The sequence below is a fragment of the Rhodothermales bacterium genome, assembly GCA_013002345.1.
Classification (GTDB): domain Bacteria; phylum Bacteroidota; class Rhodothermia; order Rhodothermales; family JABDKH01; genus JABDKH01.
Window position 1 is genome coordinate 1 of sequence record JABDKH010000289.1, and the last position, 20,067, is coordinate 20,067.

Consider the following 20,067-nt stretch of genomic DNA (forward strand, 5'->3'; position numbering starts at 1 on the left):
AGCCCGGTATTCCGCTCATAAGGCTCGCGGGTTTGTGCCCGCGGGCCTTGTCCGTTTCCTGCAGACCATGCTTCGCCAACCGGCTGGCGTGGCGACCTCCCAGTTATTCAACCGACCGGGCGAGGCGCTGGTGAGAGATCTTTCAATACGCATACAACTTCCACGTGCTGATGAGTACTGAATACCGGACTCCCGTGCTACCCGACGGCCGCAATTCTGACATTCTGGTCCATGTTGGCGGCCGCCTTGTGCCGAGGGAAGAGGCTGCCGTATCGGTCTTTGACAGCGTCGTACAGGGTGGCGATGCAGTCTGGGAAGGTCTTCGTGTCTACGAAGGCAAGATCGCCGAACTGAACGAACACCTTGATCGGCTTTTCGATTCAGCGCACGCGCTGGCGTTCCGCAACGTCCCGACCAGGGAAGCCGTCATGTCCGCCGTCTTTGAGACCCTGCGGGCTAACGGCATGCGCGACGGGTGCCATATTCGGCTTACACTGACGCGCGGAAAGAAGGTCACGTCGGGTATGGATCCGCGTAATAATCAATACGGCTGCACGCTGATTGTGCTGGCGGAGTGGAAGGCCCCGGTATACTCGAGCGATGGGATTCGGCTTGTCACCGCCGCGACCCGACGCAACACGCCGCAGATCCTTGACTCGAAGATTCACCACAATAACATTCTCAACAACATTGTGGCCAAGATCGAGGCGAACGTTGCCGGTGCGGACGATGCGATCATGCTCGACCTCAATGGCTTCGTCGCGGAGACCAACGCGACAAATGTATTCGTCGTTCGGCGCGGCCATCTCATCACCCCGACGGGGGACTCGTGTCTACCCGGGATTACGCGCGGTCTCGTCTTGAGGCTCGCACGTGCGCACGCGATTCCTGTCCAGGAGAGAAACGTATCACTGACCGAAGTCTATACGGCGGACGAGGTCTTTACGACTGGTACCATGGGCGAGCTATCGCCCGTGCTTGAGGTGGACGGACGGCAGATATTGAACCGATTCGACTCCCGCGTCACGAAGACTCTGCAGGCGCTTCATGCTGCATGGGTCCGTGAAAACGGATATCCCATCCCCGAATAGCGCGATACGTATCCCGACGTATCACACGGCCAAGTGCCGGTGCTCGTCGCGGGAGCCGGCCAGATACCATTTCGCCGCTCGATACGGCGATTTGCGCAAGTCCGTCAGCAGTCTGTGCCTGCAGCGTCGTCTTTAGTTCCGTCGCCGATATCCGATTCCTTGTAGTGATAGAGAGGCTTCTGTCACATCGCACGGTCGCACCACCCTCGGCACCGTACGGGATCGGCAGAAGCTTTGTTCAAGACGACATGAGCAAGCGATGTGTACAAAGAGGAGTCGGTTTTCCCGCCGACCTGACACATGGCTCGCGGTCACGTTGCTTCTGGTAGTTCAGTCCGTCAATGCGCAAAGCATGACGGAGGGAGAGTTGCACTCCGTCGGGCCCGAAACGGAATCAGTCTGCGCACTTGCCCCGGTCATGCATGACACGGGAGTTCGCTACGTAGCACACGAATCCAGACACTTCAAAACGCTGGAGCCCACATCGACGTTCTCTGTCACGTTCCTGGATGAGGATCCGGCAGAACCATGGCCCGTCGCCGCAAGAGCAGCTGTCGAATACGCAAAAGGTATCTGGGAGACGGTCATTGTATCTCCACAAGAAATCCGCGTAAATGCATATTGGGCGGATCGCGGTGGATGTACGGATGCGCCCGTCACCCTTGGCAGCGCCGGAGCCCGAGCTCTCCACCGTGATTTCGGAGCCTTCCCGCACTCGAATACATGGTACGTGGATGCGCTGGCCGACGTCCTGAGCGGTCTGGATATGGGCGGATCCACTCAACCTGATATCCGCGTGTATCTCAACAGGGATTGCGACGACCCGGACGCATCGACACACTGGTACTTCGGGACAGACGGCAGCCCGCCGGCGGGGACCATCGATCTCGTGAGCGTTGTCCTTCACGAACTGGGACATGGTCTTGGAGTGTCGGGAGCCGGTCGAGTCACGTCAGGCACCGGGACCGTCCGCTACAGCACACGGCCCTACGCCTATGATCGCTTTACGGTTGACGGATCCATGCCGTACACCGGGCTGATGTCCTATCCGGACTTTTCGGTCGAACTCGGTGCGGCCCTCCAGTCCGGAAGCGGAGGCGTCCTGTACGGCGGGTCCAGCGCAACGTCCGCCAACGGCGGCGAGTCGCCTAGCCTGTATACACCGACGACCTGGAAGGGTGGCTCGAGCTATTCGCATCTTGACGAACAAACCTACAACAACACGACGAACGCGCTCATGACGCCGATGCTGAGCACGATGGAAGCAAACCATGTTATAGGTCCCGTGACGTGCGGCGTATTGGAGGATATGGGATGGACGGTCTCAATGAGCAACTGCGATCTCAGTCTTCCGGTTGAGCTCACAGATTTTCGGGCAGTCGTCGATGGAGCAGACGTCGTGCTCAAATGGGAGACGGCCTCTGAAAGTGACAATGCGGGCTTCGAAATCGAGAGCCGGAGCACGAACGACCGATTCGTGACGGTCGGATACGTGCCAGGGGCGGGACATTCTGTTGAACAGACGACCTACGAGACAAGGATCCCGGATCCGGGCGCCGGTACCCACGCGTTCAGACTGCGCCAGGTGGATCTGGACGGCCGCTCCACGTATAGTCCGGTCGTCGAAATCACGGTAGAGATGGCTGCGATGTTTGAACTCACGGCTGCGTATCCCAATCCGTTCAATCCTTCAACCCGGTTCTCACTTGCCGTCCAGAAATCGCAGAACGTGCGGGTGGATGTGATCGACATGCTGGGTCGCACGGTTGCTACACTGTTCGACGGCTCAGTAGTGGCTGGAGAACGTCATGATCTGCACTTCGAGGCGATTGATCTGCCGAGCGGTGTTTACGTGTATCGTGCGTTGGGAGAGAGCTTTGCGGCTAGCCGCACCATGATGTTGATGAAGTAGCGGCCTCAGGATCCGTGACGGGCGACAGGTACCGGCTGTGGGCCGCCACCGCCTCGCTTCGCCCTTGCATTTTCTATATCTTTCTATCTTCATCGCACCCGTACTACGGCCTCGCATCACGCGATAGCCACCACCCGACTCCGACCATCAGAACTCGATCATAATTTCCTCGTGTCGGTGTCAGGAACGTTCCAGGTTTACGACCCTTTCCAATCCGAACACGTTGCAGATCGGCGCGTCGACGTATGGCTTCCGCCGGGCTATCGCGAATCGGCTGGAAGACGCTATCCGGTCATCTACGCTCACGACGGTCAGAACCTGTTTGATGAAGCAACCGCCTTCGTCGGGGTTGACTGGGGCATTGACGAAGCGATCATGCGGTTGATGTCAGAAGACGTACGGTATGGAGCGATCGTGGTGGGAATCTGGAACACGAGCTCACGAATCCAGGAGTTTATGCCGCAGAAGCCGCTTCAGCTCCCCAACAACGACAGGATCAGGCATCGATTTTCCGACCGGTATGGCGGCGAACCTGTCTCCGACGCTTACCTGAAGTTTATTGTCGACGAATTGAAGCCCATGGTGGATCGCGATTTTCGGACGGAGCGCGGTCCGGATTCCACTCTGATTCTCGGGTCAAGCATGGGTGGACTGGTGTCGCTCTACGGTATCTGCGAGTATCCGGATGTGTTCGGAACTGCCGTTTGCATGTCAACGAGCTGGACCGTCGGAGGAAAACCGACGCTCGCCTTCCTCCGCAGCGGCATTCCGGCTCCCGGGAAAAACGTCATATATTTCGACCACGGGAATGAAGCGCAGATTGGAGCGTATGAGAAGTTGCAGCACGCAGTCGACATATTATTCGCGACGTCGGGCTATCGACGAGATGTAGATTTTATGAGTCTGAGATTTGACGGTGCAGACCACTCCGAAGTGGCCTGGCGCGACCGGGTGGCGGTGCCGCTGAGATTTGCCCTGAGACCCGGACGTCGATCGCTGCTGCATCCGAAACAGGGGCTGTTTGCAGGTGCACAGCAAGATGAATGGAGGCGCGATGATTTCGAACATTGACAACGCCAGTTATCGATTGGTAATCTATGGCCTGCTGTGCATGCTTCTGGTTTCGTGCGGCAGTAAGACGCAGGCCCAATATCAGGAAGCGGTGGCGTTTCCGGGTCTCTCATTCTCGCGTCCGGTCGATCTGCAGGTCCCCGCCGACGGAACCGGGAGGATCTTTGTGGTTGAGCAGCGAGGTGTCATTCGCGTTTTCGAGAATGTAGAGGCCGTCCAGGACGCTCCGATCTTCCTCGACATTGACATGCGAGTCGATGGCTCGGGCAACGAGGAAGGTCTGCTGGGCCTCGCGTTTCATCCGGAGTACGCCACGAACGGATTCTTCTACGTGAACTACACGGCGAATGAACCCAACCGCACAGTTGTGTCTCGCTTTTCCGTCAGCGCGACGGATGCCAACGAAGCGGATCCGAACTCAGAACTGGTGCTGCTCTCGTTTGCCCAGCCGTACTCCAATCACAATGGAGGACAGCTTCAGTTTGGACCAGACGGGATGCTCTATGTCGCCGTCGGCGATGGCGGATCGGGAGGAGATCCACAGGGCCACGGGCAGAATCGCTCAACGCTTCTTGGATCCATCTTGCGTATCGATGTTGACCAGCCGTCGGACGGCCTGAATTATGGAATTCCGCCCGACAACCCTTTTGTCGGTAACGGCGAGGGCTATCGCGAAGAGATTTTCGCGTACGGTCTCCGGAATCCATGGCGTTTCAGTTTCGACTCGGAGACGGACCGGCTATGGACGGGAGACGTCGGACAGAACGCTTTTGAAGAGATCAGCATTATCGAATCGGGCGGCAACTACGGCTGGAACATCATGGAGGGGTTCTCCTGCTACGGCTCGTCGAACTGTAACCAGGACGGGCTCGAACTGCCAGTCCATGCATACCCTCACAGTAACAGTAACAACTCGGTGTCGGGCGGGTACGTGTACCGTGGCTCGATGATGCCGTCCCTTTTTGGAAAGTACGTGTACGCTGATTTTGTCTCGGGGCGCATCTGGGCCCTTTCTGAGGCTCAGGGAGTGTATTCCAACGAATTGCTCCTCGACACGTCCTTCGGTATTTCGTCTTTCGGTGTGGATGGAAACGGTGAATTGCTTATTTGCGGGTTCGACGGCAAGATCCACAAGCTGCTGTCAATCTCGACATCTGTCGAAAGCCCGCTGGATCCAATGGGAGCGCTGATGTCGCCCGGATACCCCAATCCCTTCAGCGCCGTTGTGCATCTGCCGTTCGAAATTGAGAAGTCCACACGGGTGGCAATAACGATTCATGACGTGCTTGGCCGACGTGTCGGGAGCCTGCTCGACCGGATCGTTGGGCCCGGTCAGCACACGGTATCATGGGCGGGCCTTGACGATGCCGGTTCGCTCCTTTCATCGGGACTGTACCTGGTCCGGCTCCGGAGCGAATACGCCGTCAGCACGTCCGCTGTAGTGTTTCAACCTTTGTAGATCCTAGATCTGAGCGAATTGACATGACTGATTACAAGAACCTGCTGCTACCTGCCGCTTTGTCGGTGATCCTGATTGCTGGTTGTGCCGGCGACGGGCTACAGACGGGCAAGTCAAGTATAACGGAAGCCGACTTGATCGAGGATATCACGGTACTGGCCTCGGATGATTTTGAGGGTCGTTTTCCAGGTACTCCTGGCGGCGAAAAGACGGAGCAGTATCTCAAGCAGGAATTTGAGAAGCTGGGCCTCAAGCCGGGCAACGGAGCCTCTTTTTTCCAGGATGTTCCGCTCGTCGAAATCACCGCAGACCCGTCGGCCGACCTGGTTGTGTCAGGAAGCGGTCGGATTCGAAGCTTTGAGTATGGTCGCGAATTTGTGGGTGGATCGCGCCGCGTGGTCGAGTCCGTAAACGTGGACCAATCTGATCTCGTGTTTGTCGGCTACGGAATTGTGGCACCGGAGTACGACTGGGATGATTACGCGGGTACGGATGCCACCGGCAAGACGGTCGTCATGCTGGTCAACGATCCCGGATTCGCGACTCAGGATCCCGAGTTCTTCGGCGGCAACGCCATGACGTACTATGGACGGTGGACGTACAAGTTCGAGGAGGCGGCAAGACACGGTGCTGCCGGGGCAATAATCATTCACGAAACGACAGCAGCCGGCTATCCGTGGGGAGTAGTGCAGAACGGCTGGACGGGTCCGCAGTCGGACCTCGTGCGGGATGACAACAACATGTCGCGATGTGCCGTCGAGGGCTGGATTCAGGAGAGTGGGGCCCGCACGCTCTTCGAGATGGCCGGGAAGTCCTATGAATCGCTGCTCCAGCAGGCTGCTACGAAGGAGTTTCGAGCCGTACCGCTCGGTCTGAGTGCGTCTGTAAGTATTGAGAACTCGATCCGCCGCTCCTCCGGGAATAATGTCCTCGCGCTCGTCGAAGGCAGCAAGCGTCCAGAGGAGGTCATCATCTACATGGGGCACTGGGATCATCTCGGAAAGGACGAGGCGCTGGAGGGTGACCAGATCTACAACGGCGCTCGTGACAACGCAATGGGCACTGCCGCATTGATCGAGTTGGCCGAAGCGTTCAAGTCGATGCCGTCGCAACCAGAACGGTCCATCCTTTTTCTCGCTGTTACGGCGGAGGAGCAGGGACTCCTGGGATCCGCCTACTACGCCGCCAACCCTGTATACCCGCTTGACAAAACAGTTGCTGCGATCAACATCGATGCTGCCGGCATCTGGGGAAGAACACGGGACGTCACGATTGTAGGACTGGGTAATTCTGATCTGGACAGCTACATCACGCGGGCAGTCCAGAATCAGGGCCGAGAGGTAAAACCAGAGGCTGAAGTGGAAAAGGGTTTCTATTTCAGAAGTGATCAGTTCAGTTTCGCGAAGGCAGGTGTGCCCTCACTTTATATCGACAACGGCAACGATAGTGTGGAGCATGGACTGGAGTGGGGCCTTCAGCAGTCGGCAGACTGGACCGCAAAACACTATCACCAGCCCAGCGACGAATACAACGACACCTGGGACCTATCCGGCTTCGTCGAAAACCTGCAGGCTGTTCTTGAAGTCGGTTACGTACTGGCTGGCGAAACGTCATTTCCCGAGTGGTCCGAGCGATCCGCGTTCCGGTCAATACGCGAGGGATACATGACCTCGGGTGAATGACGATTGGTTCAGATCCCATGCTCGTCCGAAATCGTGAGCGCATAGTCTACTAGCCGGACCGTGCTGCGTGCCGTAGGGTACGCGCTTAGTACCGTCTGGCATCAAAGGCGCGGTCATTCCATCGTGGCGCCGTAGCCTTCATTCGTTCGCCCTCCCTTCGGCCTTACGGCGCATCGCAGCGAGTCGAGCAGAGGCACCTTGTTGGTTGGAGTGGTTTGCATGATCGGTGACATAGTTGACCTTGTGAACCGAACCGACAGGTATCTCGATCTTGCCTCGTTGTGATGCGGGAGGCGCGAACAAATCTGCCTAGTGGATGATGACGGGTCTGGTGATCAGCCGATTCCGGCTGCGCACTACTACGAAGGCCATCCCGGCCGGCAGCCCGCTCAAATCGAGATCGAAAGTTCTTCGGGATGCCTGCGGTATGGTTCCGCTGAACACATTCCGAAGCACGCGGCCGCCGATATCGTAGATGTCGACATCCAGTTCGCTGTCGCGGTCAACGGTAACGTGAAACGCGGTACGCCCGGACGTGGGATTTGGGAACGGCTGGGAGACATCCATCCACCTGCTCACATGAACCGTGGTTTCAGCTCGACCGACAATCGATTCCGTTCCGTCGGCGTGCATACTGACCAACTCGAACCGGTATCGTCCGGCCGGGCTGTCTTCGAGTTCCACCCGATACTCGCCAGCCCCCTCGTTCTCGGGTCTGGCGGCAACCCTGGCTACTATGGCGCGATCACGATCGTCGAGGCGTCGGATTCGGAATTCGACAATGCCGAAATGCCCTGTTGCGGTCCAACGCACTACGATGCGGTCGCTACTGCTAACAACCTCAAATGACTCGATTTCGATTGGCAGCGCTACGGGCGGCTCGCCTGGTGTGTCGAAGCCGCTCACGGGGTCGCCTGGTCCCATGCGCCAACCGCCGTCCCGATACACGTGGGCCGGACTAGAACTCCCGTCGGGCCCGATAGATGTTGCACAGTACGTCAGGTCGCCTGCGTCTGCGGAGTCGAGGATTGCCAGGCAGTCAACGTCATCCGTCCAGGGCTGATGATCGAGGTCCCCATCATCGTCGATGTCGAGATCTTCACCCACCGATCCGCTGAATCCGGTCACAATCATGTGCGTGACGTTGTCACTGTTTTCGAAGTTCAAGGTGGCGACAAGGTCGGGTGTCGGAGCCAGCGAGAAGCCGCTCTCCGCTACCAGTCCGAATCCATTCTCCGGAATCGTCAGATTGTCGAGGGCAAGCGCCATCTCCACCACGCCGCTGCCACCGGTGCCGTCACCGATGACCAGGTATGTTTGATCTACCAGCTTCAATCCCGGAGGCCCTGCGAGCTCGAAATACTCGTCCGTATCCGGCCCCGGTTGGTCGACCCTGATTTCACTCAGTGACACCTGGCCGGAGGCGTTGTCTGTGATAAACATCAGGACGGCCAGTGCGCCGGCGGACCTCAACATGGGCTGTACTCGAAAGATCAATCGTGGCACCCGGGAACGTGAAAAGGGAATGGCACATAGGTACTGTCTCTGCTTGTATCTTCACAAATCACAAACGTGATGCGCGGGCGATCGAGCGCCATGCAAATCGCGAACCCGGCAAATATGAGTTACCGTGTTGTCCTCGCCGAACGCAGGCATCTTGATTTAATTCTTCCGTTGTTTGAAGACTATCGATCTTTCTACCAGATGGCGGTCGCTACGACGGCGTCACGGTCGTTTCTTCTGGACCGCATTGCCAATGAGGAATCGGTTATTCTTTTTGCGGCGGATGAGGATGGTTGTGCCGTCGGCTTCGTGCAGCTGTATCCAAGTTTCTCTTCGGTTCGCCTCTGCCGCCACTGGATTCTGAATGACCTGTTTGTCGAAACGGCGTCGCGACGAAGGGGAGTCGCACGTGCACTTCTAAAAGCTGCTGTAGAATTTGCCGCAGCCAGGGGTGAGGGTTCGCTTGAACTGGCAACGCAGAAGACAAATGATGCTGCCCAACGCCTGTACGAATCGATGGGGTGGGATCGCGACGTTGAATTCGAGCGGTACTTCTTCGGCAGCGAGTCGGCCGAGGCGGGTTCCTAGCGTCCTCGTAAATCAGAGGTTGCCGATCATCATGCCGGACCTTCGATACCGCGCCTCGAGCGAGGAAATGATGGACGACCCCACGGTCTCCATAGAGATCCTCGAGAAAGCCCTCCTTGAACTGCCTCGGATCAACCGTTGGCTCGGAGGCTACCGGGCGACACTGCGAACACTGGACGCCTACTGGCGGGTCGCCAGGCCGACGACGCTCCGCGTTCTTGACGTGGGAACTGGCATCGGTGACTATGCTGTACGCATTGTCGAATGGGGACTGCTGCGAGGAATTGACATTCATCTGACTGCGCTGGATCTGAATCCCGACACCATCCGGTTCGCGCGGCGCACAGCCGAGTTGAATCTCCCTCCGGCCGTTCGCTCACGTATCGAGTTTACAGAAGGCGATGCACTCAATCTTGACTGGCCACCCGCGTCGTTTGATATCTGTACGTCCGCACTATTCTTTCACCATCTCAGTGAGGAGGACTGTGCGTCCGTGCTGGAGCAAATGCTGTTGCTGTCGTCAGCGGGCGTAATTGTCAATGACATCCAGAGGAATGTAATCGCCTATTACGGGATCCTCCTTGCAACCAGAGTATTGCCATTCTCCACGATGGTTCGACATGATGCGCCGGTCTCGGTTCGGCGCGCATTTCATCGATCTGAGATAGAAGCGTTCGGCATCCAGGCCGGCCTGTCGCAGCCGACGGTCCGCTGGCACTGGGCGTTCAGGTGGATTCTGACTAACCTTCCGCAGCGCTGACACCATGCAGTACGACGCAGTAGTGATTGGCGCCGGCCCTGCCGGCAGTTCTGCGGCGATTGCGCTGGCGAGGACAGGTGCAAGTGTGTGCCTCGTGGACAAGGATTCCTTTCCGCGGCACAAGCTGTGCGGCGAGTTTCTGTCCGGTGATGGAACGGCGCATCTTCGGCAACTCGATGTGGAGGAGGGCCTTCTGGCGGCAGGAGCCGTCCCCGTCAATCGATGCCTCGTGTCGTCGGTCGATGGTGTGACCTTCGACGCCTCACTTCCGGGAAAACCGCTGTCAATCAGTCGATTGCTGTTCGACGAGACATTGATCAAGGAGGCGGAACGGTCGGGAGTGACAGCCCGGCTCGGCATGGAGGCCACTGCTGTTACAGGTACCCTTTCTGACGGCTTCCAGATTCACGTCGCCAACGAAGTGCTTGAGGCCAGAGTGGTCCTCTGCGCGTTCGGCCGGTCGAGCAGTCTCGAAAGGAAACTCGGGAGGACAACGACGAACGCAGACGCTGATCCGCTGGTCGCGTTCAAGGCGCACTATGAAGGCCCGTTTGATTCGGGCGTCGTCGAGCTTCATTCCTTCCGTGGAGGCTATTGCGGAATACAACGCATAGAGCGTGGCCTCGTCAATGTGTGCTGGATCGCCCGGGCCAGCATCCTCCGGACTGCAGGCGGCAAACCGAACGACATGATTGAGGCCGTATTTCCCGAGAACGATCTGCTGGCCGATCGGCTATCCGCTCTTGAGAGAGTGAACGACGGATTTCTTGCCGTAAGCCAGTTGAACTTTCGACCGCGCACGGCGATTGAGGGTGACCTTCTTTTCGTGGGGGATAGCGCCGGTATGATCGCACCCATGTGTGGTGACGGTATGTCGATGGCGATCTCGGGAGGCGTGCATGTGGCCCGGCTCGTCGAGGCCTATCTGGGTGCGCGCCTTGACGCAGACCAGATGAAGGAGCAATACAGGGTTGGCTGGCGGCGGACATATCGCACGCGAATGTGGATCGGCAGATACCTTCACCTGGGATACGAGCGGACATCAGTGAGCCGGATGGGTATCGGGCTGTGTGCTCGATTTCCAGCCGTCGGCGATTGGCTGATCCGCGCCACGCGCGGCTGAAATCTCTTACCGGGCCGGCTCCGCGCCCGGGACGAGCGGCGAGGCGAGGAGGGCCATGAGTTCAGGCATTAGTGAGCTGAGCTCTACATCCGGCAGGGATTTGCCCATGAGGTGTATCGGGCGTCGGTGAAGTTCCGCCAGATCCATGATTCGATGAGAGACGTGCACGAAGTCCGCGAACGAGGTCGGTATCTCTATCACGCTGCGTCCCGATGCGACGATCGACAGCGTGCGGTCATCGATTGCAACATGATCTACATCCGACCAGGGGAATGCAGTTGCTTTCTGCGAGTGATTGTAGCCCATGATCATGTGCGGCGACATCTTGATGCACCACACATGGCTCTGTAGTCCGAGCAGTCGGACACCGGTGACTGCGGCAGCACTGAGTGCGATCAGGACGAGCGACAGCAGCATCAGTTCTTGACCAAGCGCATAGAGGCCAGCGAGCGAACCCAGAAAGACGGCAACGGAAATGGCCGCTGCAATCGTCGTTGAGTGCATGGCGACCTGCTGACGCAGGCGCCCATGAACCTCCTCACTATCATATATTTCGATCCAGGGACTCATTTCCAGGCGTGCATTTCTGTGGGTATCGCTGGAATCTTCGTCCGTTCAAGCCATTTCTGAAATATTGCTGCCCGGGAACGGTCGGTTGGTCCATCCGTCCCATCTAGAAGGCCACCAGATACACACGATGCCCCTCCAATTGGACATGATGGAACCGGCCGAGACGACGCAGCGCGCCTCGGGCCATACGCCTTTGATGCGGCAATACTTTCGTATCAAGGAGCGCCATCCCGGTGCTATCCTCCTTTTCCGGATGGGCGACTTCTACGAGACCTTCGACACGGACGCAGTGAAGGTCAGTCAGCTCCTGGGCATAACGCTCACTCGGCGCTCGAACGGCAAGGCGGCCGACGTGCCATTGGCGGGCTTTCCCCACCATGCCCTCGACACGTATCTCCCGCGGCTCGTACGTGCTGGAGAGCGTGTTGCTATCTGCGAGCAGCTCGAGGATCCTTCCAAAACGAAAAAGATCGTCAAGCGTGACGTGATCGAAGTGGTTACGCCGGGCGTGTCGTTCCGTGATCAACTGCTTGAGCCCAACCAGTCCAATTATCTCGCGTCCGTGTGCTGGTCGCGTCGGAAGGACAGAAATGATGTCGGTTTTGCCTTTGTTGACATCTCAACGGGTGAATTCGGTGTGACGGAAGTTCCAGCGGAGCAGCTCTCCGAGATGATCGAGTCCATTTCACCCTCCGAAATCCTCGTTGAGAAGTCGTTTAGTGCATCGGTCGAAATGGTTCGCAACACCGAGGCCCTCGTGACGACAGTCGACGATTGGGTTCTTTCGTTTGACTATGCGTACGAGGTGCTTGTCGAGCACTTCGGAACGCATTCTCTGAAGGGATTCGGGGTCGATGATCTGGAACTGGGAATCCGTGCCGCCGGAGCCGCGCTTCACTATCTGGGCGAAACGCAGAAGGGCGCCGTGCCCCATATCAGGCACCTCTCGCGGTACTCGAGCCAGGACTACATGCTGCTCGATCCTCAGACCCGCAGGAATCTCGAACTCGTTGCCTCGATGTACGGACCGGGAAGCGAGGGCAGCCTCATCGGGATCCTGGACCGCACCCAGACGCCCATGGGAGCGAGATTGCTGCGCAAGTGGATACTGCGCCCGTTGACAGATGTCTCGCACATCACTGAACGACTGGATGCCGTCGACGCACTGTACGAACGGGAAAAGGTCCGGTCAGGGCTTCATATAGAATTGGCGTCGGTCGGGGATCTCGAGAGGTTGGCGGTGCGCGCCAGTACCGGACGCGCCAGTCCGCGCGAACTGAGCGAGGTGGCCCGTGCCCTGGCCCGGATCCCGGCGGTGACGTCGCTGCTGAACGACGTGAATAACGACGCCATTGCAGAGATCTGCGGTAGTCTCGATCCGTGCAGCGACCTCGTCGAACATATCGCGGAAGTGCTTGCTGAAGATCTGCCCGCCTCTGCGGCCGACGGAGGCGTCATCCGGGTCGGACACAACGCGGAACTCGATGAGCTCCGGGAGATGGCGCGTTCCAGCAAGGAATGGCTCGCAAGACTTCAGGCCCGAGAGGCGACGAGAACCGGTATCACTTCACTGAAGATCGGATTCAACCGAGTGTTCGGGTACTACCTCGAGATCACGAACACGCACAAGGACAAGGTCCCGGATGACTACATCCGCAAGCAGACTCTTGTCAATGCAGAGCGGTACATCACGCCCGAGCTCAAGGAGTATGAAGAGAGGATTCTAACGGCGGAGGAGAGAACCCTTGCGCTCGAGACAGAGCTGTTCTCTCAATTGCGATCACACGTGGCAGGACATACAGAGGTTCTTCAGCGCAACGCACAACTCCTGGCCCGCCTGGATTGCCTCTTCAGTCTGGCAGAGGTCGCCCGACAGAATCAGTATGCGAAACCGGAGATCGATGATTCGCTTGCCCTCGATATCTGCGAAGGCCGCCATCCTGTAGTCGAGCAGTTGCTGCCGCTCGGCGAGCCGTTCATTCCAAATGACACGTTCGCCGATCCGGGTACCGAGCAGATTCTCGTGATCACGGGGCCAAATATGGCAGGGAAGAGCGTCGCGCTCCGCCAGGTCGGCCTCATCGTGCTCATGGCACAGGTGGGATCTTTCGTGCCGGCGAAATCGGCGAAGATCGGTGTGGTGGATCGGATTTTCACACGCGTCGGCGCATCCGACAATCTCGCCGCAGGAGAGAGTACGTTTCTCGTAGAGATGAACGAGACGGCGAACATCCTGAACAATGCGACACGGCGGTCACTGATTCTGCTGGACGAGGTGGGTCGTGGCACGAGCACGTTCGACGGTCTTTCTATCGCGTGGGCACTTGTTGAATATCTGCATGAACACGAACACGTCGCAGCGCGCACGCTGTTTGCAACGCACTATCACGAGCTCAATGAGCTGGCTGACAAACTCGATCGAGTACGGAACTACCGCGTGCAGGTCAAGGAGCACGATGGCAAAGTCATCTTCTTGCGGAAGCTTGTAGCGGGAGGCGCGGACCACTCCTACGGCATCGAGGTTGCGCGGATGGCCGGACTTCCGGCGGAGTTGATTCGCCGTGCAAGGTCAATTCTGCAGACGCTGGAAAGCCAGCACTTGCGGCCTGGGACAAAGGTGGAATTGGGCGGAACCGACGCGGTTGATTCGAGGGATCAGGATGAGGACCCGCGTTCAGAAAGTGACCGCCGTTCAACGGAAATTGCCGACGAAGTCAGGAGTGTGGATCTGGACCGTATGACACCTGTCGAGGCATTGATGAAGCTCGCTGATCTACGTGATCGAGCACGGCAATCTTGATCACCCGCTTTCTCCTCAGTACCCCTGCCATCCATGGTTGAACCGTTTCTCGGCATACATCCGCGACTCGACGAGTCGAATTTCATCGCTCCATCGGCAACCGTCATCGGCGACGTAACGGTTGGACGTGAGTCCAGCATCTGGTTTGGAGCCGTGCTGCGTGGAGACGTGAACTGGATCCGGATCGGCGAGTGCTCAAACGTTCAGGACAACGCGGTGGTGCACGTGACAAACCGCACCGCGCCGACGGAAATCGGCTCGTACGTTACAATCGGGCATCAGGCGGTCGTTCATGGGTGCACAGTCCACGACCGGGTCCTGCTTGGTATTGGATGTGTGATTCTTGATGGCGCCGAAATCGGCTCCGATACGATGGTAGGAGCTGGGGCGGTGGTCACTCCGATGACTGTCATTCCTCCGGGCTCACTCGTTGTCGGCGTGCCGGCGAAGGTCATCCGACCGCTATCCGAAGAGGAGAAGGCGGGAATCCGACGGAATGCCGAAAACTATGTGCGCTACAGCCGGATATATCTTGGTCTGGAGCGGCCTGACCGGAACCCGTTTTACGAATCGACGGGGGTTCCGCATGAGTTCAGAGCCGACGGCCTTTCCACTTCAGGTCCGGGGCAACGAGGAGGCTGACGGGCATCAATACGACGTATGCCGTCAGGAATAGCTCGAAGGGGATAAAAGCTCTCCAGGGTACGCTTGTTCGAATGCGCCGGGCAAATCTGGAAATCACCGCTGCATCCCCGGCTAACTTCATCAGGCAGCAGATGAGAGCGGGCACGGGCTCAAAGAAGAGGAGCAGAATGGGCAGAGCGTTTGCGGACCACGCCAGGATGTACAGGCCGTACGTGGACGGCGATGCGCGCAAGCCGCCCCGTGCCCAGCGTCGCCGCTGTGAGAACGCCTCCCTGAGCGTGTCTACCGGCTGCGTGACCATGAGGAGCGCGGGGTCGACGACCAATCGGGACCGATAGCCGGGCAGCCCGTCGATTGCTCGAAACAATTCGTAGTCTTCAGTGGGGCTTCTGGAAAAGGACTCGTAGCCGCCCAGTAGATCATACGGCTTTCGTTGGAAGCCCATGTTGAGCCCCATCGCCGTGATCGGACGGCCGGCGTGAGACGATGCTCCTGCAACGGCGAGAAGCAGCATCCAGTCAATCGTCTGAGTCTTGTCCTGGAGAGACTGGCCGGAAACCGTTGTCGGCCCGCCAATCGCCCCGACGCCAGCTCGGGTCAAATGCTGCGCCATGGACCGCACCCAGTGGCTCGGAGCTGTGCAGTCTGCATCCGTAGTGAGGATGACTCCTGCCAATGTCGACTCGATGCCTGCCGCAAGGGCGGCGGCCTTGCCGGGCTGCAGGCCGGCGGTGGCTGAATCGACAACTCGGATTCGCCCATCGCGCTGGGCGAATTCGTGCGCGACACCGGACGTGCCATCTTCGGAATAGTCGTTGACTACAACGATCCGCAACCGGTCAGCCGGGTAGTCCTGGGCCAGCAAAGCGTCCAGACAAACGGGGAGAATCTTCTCCTCATCTCGTGCCGCGACAACGACGGCAACGTGAGGCAGGACCGCATCCCCGATGGCGTCGCGGGGTATGATCTTCCGGCCAAGAAGGACTACAGCCATCAGCGCAGTCGCGAGGTATGCCGCGGTCGCGACAAGCAGCAAGATCAGCATGTTTCGCTCTTAGAGGATCTCAAACCGCCACCCTTCATCTTTCAATATCGGAAGCATCGCTTTGAGGGACGCAACCGTGTTTTGCACGACGTGAGGGTTCCAGCTGTCATGGAGGACGATGATGGATCCGTTTCGCACACGCCGGATGACTCTAGAAACAATCTTTCCTGCTGACACACCAGCCATGAAGTCACCGGGCATCACGTCCCACATCACGATCGCAAGTTCATTCTCCCTGGCCCATCGACGCGTCCCCTTTCGGAAACGACCGTAGGGAGGCCGAAAAAATCGAAGCGGACTTGATACCTGCGAGGAAAGAACGGAAAACCCCCGGTTAAGGTCAGCAAGAATAGTGGGGAGATCTACGCTCCACGCATCCAGATGGTCGAATCCGTGAAGGCCGATTCGATGACCGCCATCCTCGATACTCTTGACAGCCTCGGGCGAACCGGCAAGGTGCTTCCCCAGCAAAAAGAACGTAGCGGGGACATCGTATCTGTCGAGCACGTCAAGGATGCGAGGCGTCAAATGACGCGTCGGGCCGTCGTCAAAGGTGAGATAGAGCGAGGGCTCATCACCGCATTCGATTCGCCAGATGAGATCGACGTGAATATTCTTCGCCAGCGAGGGACCATACGCCGCGATCAAGTACTCCAGCCTCTGACGTCGTCTACTTCTCATTCTGTGTATGTGGATCGGACGCCGACGCGGGTGCCGATCGCGACTGACGGGGAGTTGCTCGTCCCTTCCACTTCGTCGGGATGAGCGTACCAAGCGGTGCCGTCACGAGTACGTAAGGGATGTAGAGGAGTTCGGCAGGGAGGAATACGCGGAGCAATCGTCCAAAGCCGAAATGGCGGCACACGGGAGCAACCGCCCGATAGTCCATCACTGATTTCACTGCCAGCGCGGCCAATGCAGCCGCAGCCAGATTCGTGGTCCAGAATCCGCTCAACAGGTACACGAACACGAGAATGAAGAACAAGAACACAGCAGTCAGCGCGAAACGATAGCCGGCAGGGAGATAGCCGACCATGGACACCCAGCGCATTCGTTGCAAAAAGAACCCGCTGATCGAATCCGCACCGTCTGTAGTGACCAGCGCCTCCGGCGAAGAACAGAACGCGACGCCGTACGGTGTGTTCTCATGAACGAAGTGCATGAGCAACTCGTCGGCGGCAGCAAAGTCGGTTGGAGGCAGCGAATCTGACATCTGTTGGTATAGCTCCCGTCGATACGCGGCATTCGCGCTGTTGCAGATCAGAGGCTTTCCAATTCCGATCGCACCCGCTCCAACGCTGATAAGGGACAGGAACTCAAGCGCCTCGATACTCTTGAGGAACCGGGACGTCCGGGTGTATGCAACGGGTCCAGCGACAAAGCCGACGCGCGGGTTCATAAAACTCAGCATGGATTGCAGCCACCCGGGCTGCACGAGGCAGTCTGCGTCGAGCGTAACAAGTACTTCCCCCGACGACTCTTCAATACCGCGGGCAAGTGCGGCTACTTTGCCTGAACCTCTACCGACCGGGTTCGACCGCACTAGCTTAAGCCGGTTGCCGACACCGCTGGACCGGGAAGCTATCGACTGGATAATCCCAGGTGTCGCGTCGGTGGAGCCATCGTCCACGACGATGACCTCGAAATCAGGGTAGTCGTTAACCAGAACGGACGTCAGACACGACTCGATACTGGTCTCTTCGTTACGCGCTGCGATGATGACCGACACGAGTGGTCGCCAAGTCGACGATCCGGCCTGTCTCAGGACGCTGCGTGTGCCGCTGGCAAGCCATTCGATCCCTGCAGCATACAGCAGGGCAACCAGTGCCATCAAGATGATGAGTCCTGCAGTGACGTTCACTTGTCTTTCTCCACGAGGTGCGGCGAGGATTCGTTAGCGACTGCGGCGGAGCGAAGTCGATATCGCGATATGAGCGGCGTCCCGAGAAGTGCCGGCAGAACAAGATTGATCACGAACAGCATGAGGGCTGCGCTGAAGCCCGTCGCTGCGCTCAGGCCGAGATGGCCGAAGAAGAAGGCTGCTGCTCCTTCTCTGATTCCCAGGTCAAGGAATGTGATCGGCGGAATGATGGATTTGGCGTGCAACGTCAGCAGCACCGCCATCCACGTGAGTCCAGGATGTCCTCCCGACGAGAAGGCGAACGAAAGGAATACAAACTGTCCGGCGTAGACCACGAGTCGGAGAGCAGCATATCCGAGCACTTGAGCCATGACGGGCAGCGGCAATTCCGACAGGAACTCGAGCTTGTCCTCCAATCGCCGGAGGACGTGCAGGCGACTGGCAAGCCGCGCGATCACACCCGGCGCAAGTATGACGGAAGTCGTGAGAATCGAGGCGGCAGCGGAGACGCCTGCCAGAGCGATTGCACCGTTGAAGTGCAGGCTCCCGGTCCACAGCCCCACGATGAGCGTGGCGGTTCCAGCGACAAACACGACAACGAGGTCTGCAAGCCGTGCGACCGCCGCGCTCACGGCGATTTGCGTCCTGTCACCCTCACGAATCGAAAGAGCGCGTCCCGCCAGTTCGCCGACACGTGCCGGCGTGAACATCCCGAGCGGGTACCCGCTGAGCACCGCCAGGCATGTCTCGCCGCGACCTGCCCGAGTCGCGACACGACGCAGAACCGGATACCACGTCATGGCCTCCAGCCCCAGATTGACGGGCAGCAGTAGTGCTGCCAGGATGATCCACGTCGTATCGGCCTGTCGCAACGTGGCAACAATGGTGGAGACGTCGACCCGCGTTGCTACAAACCCTATCGCAGCCGCCGCGAGCACGACTCTGAATACAGTACCAACGACCGATCTGGAATTACTGTGGGAAATGGCCGTCTGAATCAAAGTGAAACGCCATACGCTGCTTCGCAGTCGTGTCGCGTGAGCGGCGTAGCCTGTATCTTGGGAATGGCACGAATATAACTGAAACCGCCTCGTTGATGAAGATTCTTGTTGTTGGGTCCGGCGGACGCGAGCACGCTATTGTTCACGCACTGACTGCGAGTGCCGGGGTTGATGAAATCCTCGTTGCTCCCGGTAACGCAGGTACGGGAGTAGATGCGCGAAACGTGCCGGTGGCCGCTTCGGATGTCCCTGCCCTGTGCGCGCTCGTCGAAACCGAGCGTGTCGATCTAACAATCGTCGGCCCTGAACAGCCGCTTGTGGATGGCATCGTTGATCACTTCCGAGATCGAGGGCACCGGATCATAGGTCCAACAGCGGCGGCGGCGCGATTGGAGGGAAGCAAGGCATTCTCAAAGGAATTCATGCTGAGGAATGGAATCCCGACGGCTGCCTTTCGCACATTCGACGCGCTTCAGATACGCGACGCAGAAGCGTTCATTGAAGAATGCGGCGCGCCCGTCGTGATCAAAGCGAGTGGTCTCGCAGCAGGTAAGGGAGCCGTGATCTGTGAGACGCTTGACAACGCACGGCAAACGATCCGGCGCATGCTTATTGAACGCGAATTCGGTGAGGCCGGGGACTCGGTCGTTATCGAGGAGTTCATGGAGGGACAGGAGGCGAGCGTCTTTGCCCTGTGTGACGGTACCGACTTCGTTCTGTTGGCAACCGCACAGGATCACAAGCGGGTGGGTGACGGTGACACAGGACCGAATACAGGCGGTATGGGTGCCTACGCTCCTGCCGTAATCCTCGACGACGCCGTCCTGGGAGTTGTTGTGGATCAGATTATTCGCCCGACAATTCTCGGGATGGCGGAGGAAGGCCATTCCTATACCGGATTTCTGTATGTCGGATTGATGCTCACCATTGATGGGCCCAGAGTGGTGGAGTACAAT

Annotated in this window: 17 protein-coding genes; 11 read left to right on the forward strand and 6 right to left on the reverse strand. The window is 58.3% G+C overall.

The features are described from left to right. Nucleotides 1–170 precede the first annotated feature (170 nt). From HKN37_13930 to HKN37_13950, 5 genes are all read left to right on the forward strand, one after another. Nucleotides 171–1,091, forward strand: coding sequence for an aminotransferase IV (locus HKN37_13930; GenBank protein NNE47748.1), 921 nt, complete (start codon nucleotides 171–173; stop codon nucleotides 1,089–1,091). Nucleotides 1,092–1,350: 259 nt separating this feature from the next. Further along, nucleotides 1,351–3,003, forward strand: coding sequence for a T9SS type A sorting domain-containing protein (locus tag HKN37_13935; GenBank protein NNE47749.1), 1,653 nt, complete (start codon nucleotides 1,351–1,353; stop codon nucleotides 3,001–3,003). A gap of 177 nt (nucleotides 3,004–3,180) precedes the next feature. Further along, the gene (locus HKN37_13940; GenBank protein NNE47750.1) at nucleotides 3,181–4,074 is read left to right on the forward strand and encodes an alpha/beta hydrolase; all 894 of its coding nucleotides are present in this window, start codon (nucleotides 3,181–3,183) and stop codon (nucleotides 4,072–4,074) included. Beyond that, nucleotides 4,058–5,533, forward strand: coding sequence for a T9SS type A sorting domain-containing protein (locus tag HKN37_13945; GenBank protein ID NNE47751.1), 1,476 nt, complete (start codon nucleotides 4,058–4,060; stop codon nucleotides 5,531–5,533). Before HKN37_13940 ends, HKN37_13945 begins: the two co-directional genes overlap by 17 nt. A gap of 23 nt (nucleotides 5,534–5,556) precedes the next feature. Then, nucleotides 5,557–7,215: a M28 family peptidase gene (locus tag HKN37_13950; protein ID NNE47752.1), complete on the forward strand. Its 1,659-nt coding sequence runs from the start codon at nucleotides 5,557–5,559 to the stop codon at nucleotides 7,213–7,215. Nucleotides 7,216–7,524: 309 nt separating this feature from the next. On the opposite strand, the gene HKN37_13955 is transcribed toward HKN37_13950, so the two are convergent. Beyond that, on the reverse strand, nucleotides 7,525–8,691 hold the full coding sequence (locus HKN37_13955) for a T9SS type A sorting domain-containing protein (protein ID NNE47753.1): 1,167 nt from the start codon (nucleotides 8,689–8,691) through the stop codon (nucleotides 7,525–7,527). A gap of 144 nt (nucleotides 8,692–8,835) precedes the next feature. On the opposite strand from HKN37_13955, the gene HKN37_13960 reads away from it, so the two are divergent. Genes HKN37_13960 through HKN37_13970 form a run of 3 tightly spaced genes read left to right on the forward strand, consistent with a single transcriptional unit; the run spans nucleotide 8,836 to nucleotide 11,189 of the window. Beyond that, nucleotides 8,836–9,306, forward strand: a complete 471-nt coding sequence (locus tag HKN37_13960) for a GNAT family N-acetyltransferase (protein ID NNE47754.1) — start codon at nucleotides 8,836–8,838, stop codon at nucleotides 9,304–9,306. Nucleotides 9,307–9,337: 31 nt separating this feature from the next. Beyond that, nucleotides 9,338–10,066, forward strand: coding sequence for a methyltransferase domain-containing protein (locus tag HKN37_13965; protein ID NNE47755.1), 729 nt, complete (start codon nucleotides 9,338–9,340; stop codon nucleotides 10,064–10,066). A gap of 4 nt (nucleotides 10,067–10,070) precedes the next feature. Beyond that, nucleotides 10,071–11,189 (forward strand): NAD(P)/FAD-dependent oxidoreductase, encoded by a 1,119-nt coding sequence (locus tag HKN37_13970; protein NNE47756.1) that lies wholly within the window; start codon nucleotides 10,071–10,073, stop codon nucleotides 11,187–11,189. 6 nt (nucleotides 11,190–11,195) lie between these two features. On the opposite strand, the gene HKN37_13975 is transcribed toward HKN37_13970, so the two are convergent. Then, nucleotides 11,196–11,759: a hypothetical protein gene (locus HKN37_13975; protein ID NNE47757.1), complete on the reverse strand. Its 564-nt coding sequence runs from the start codon at nucleotides 11,757–11,759 to the stop codon at nucleotides 11,196–11,198. 148 nt (nucleotides 11,760–11,907) lie between these two features. On the opposite strand from HKN37_13975, the gene mutS reads away from it, so the two are divergent. Both mutS and HKN37_13985 read left to right on the forward strand, forming a co-directional pair. Then, nucleotides 11,908–14,559 (forward strand): DNA mismatch repair protein MutS, encoded by a 2,652-nt coding sequence (gene mutS, locus HKN37_13980; protein ID NNE47758.1) that lies wholly within the window; start codon nucleotides 11,908–11,910, stop codon nucleotides 14,557–14,559. Between the two features lie 33 nt (nucleotides 14,560–14,592). Further along, nucleotides 14,593–15,201 carry a gamma carbonic anhydrase family protein gene (locus HKN37_13985; protein ID NNE47759.1) on the forward strand — a complete coding sequence of 203 codons (609 nt, stop codon included), beginning with the start codon at nucleotides 14,593–14,595 and terminating at the stop codon, nucleotides 15,199–15,201. Here the strand turns inward: HKN37_13985 and HKN37_13990 are convergent. Genes HKN37_13990 through HKN37_14005 form a run of 4 tightly spaced genes read right to left on the reverse strand, consistent with a single transcriptional unit; the run spans nucleotide 15,152 to nucleotide 19,111 of the window. Continuing rightward, nucleotides 15,152–16,249 carry a glycosyltransferase gene (locus HKN37_13990; GenBank protein ID NNE47760.1) on the reverse strand — a complete coding sequence of 366 codons (1,098 nt, stop codon included), beginning with the start codon at nucleotides 16,247–16,249 and terminating at the stop codon, nucleotides 15,152–15,154. The genes HKN37_13985 and HKN37_13990 overlap by 50 nt on opposite strands. 9 nt (nucleotides 16,250–16,258) lie before the next feature. Then, entirely contained in the window at nucleotides 16,259–16,930 is a 672-nt protein-coding gene (locus tag HKN37_13995; protein ID NNE47761.1) for a polysaccharide deacetylase family protein, read from the reverse strand. After that, entirely contained in the window at nucleotides 16,920–18,110 is a 1,191-nt protein-coding gene (locus HKN37_14000) for a glycosyltransferase (GenBank protein NNE47762.1), read from the reverse strand. Before HKN37_14000 ends, HKN37_13995 begins: the two co-directional genes overlap by 11 nt. Further along, nucleotides 18,107–19,111: a flippase-like domain-containing protein gene (locus HKN37_14005; protein NNE47763.1), complete on the reverse strand. Its 1,005-nt coding sequence runs from the start codon at nucleotides 19,109–19,111 to the stop codon at nucleotides 18,107–18,109. The genes HKN37_14000 and HKN37_14005 overlap by 4 nt, the downstream gene beginning before the upstream one ends. A 95-nt stretch (nucleotides 19,112–19,206) precedes the next feature. Between HKN37_14005 and purD the strand changes: the two genes are divergently transcribed. Continuing rightward, on the forward strand, nucleotides 19,207–20,067 hold an 861-nt coding region (purD, locus tag HKN37_14010), incomplete at its 3' end, for a phosphoribosylamine--glycine ligase (GenBank protein NNE47764.1).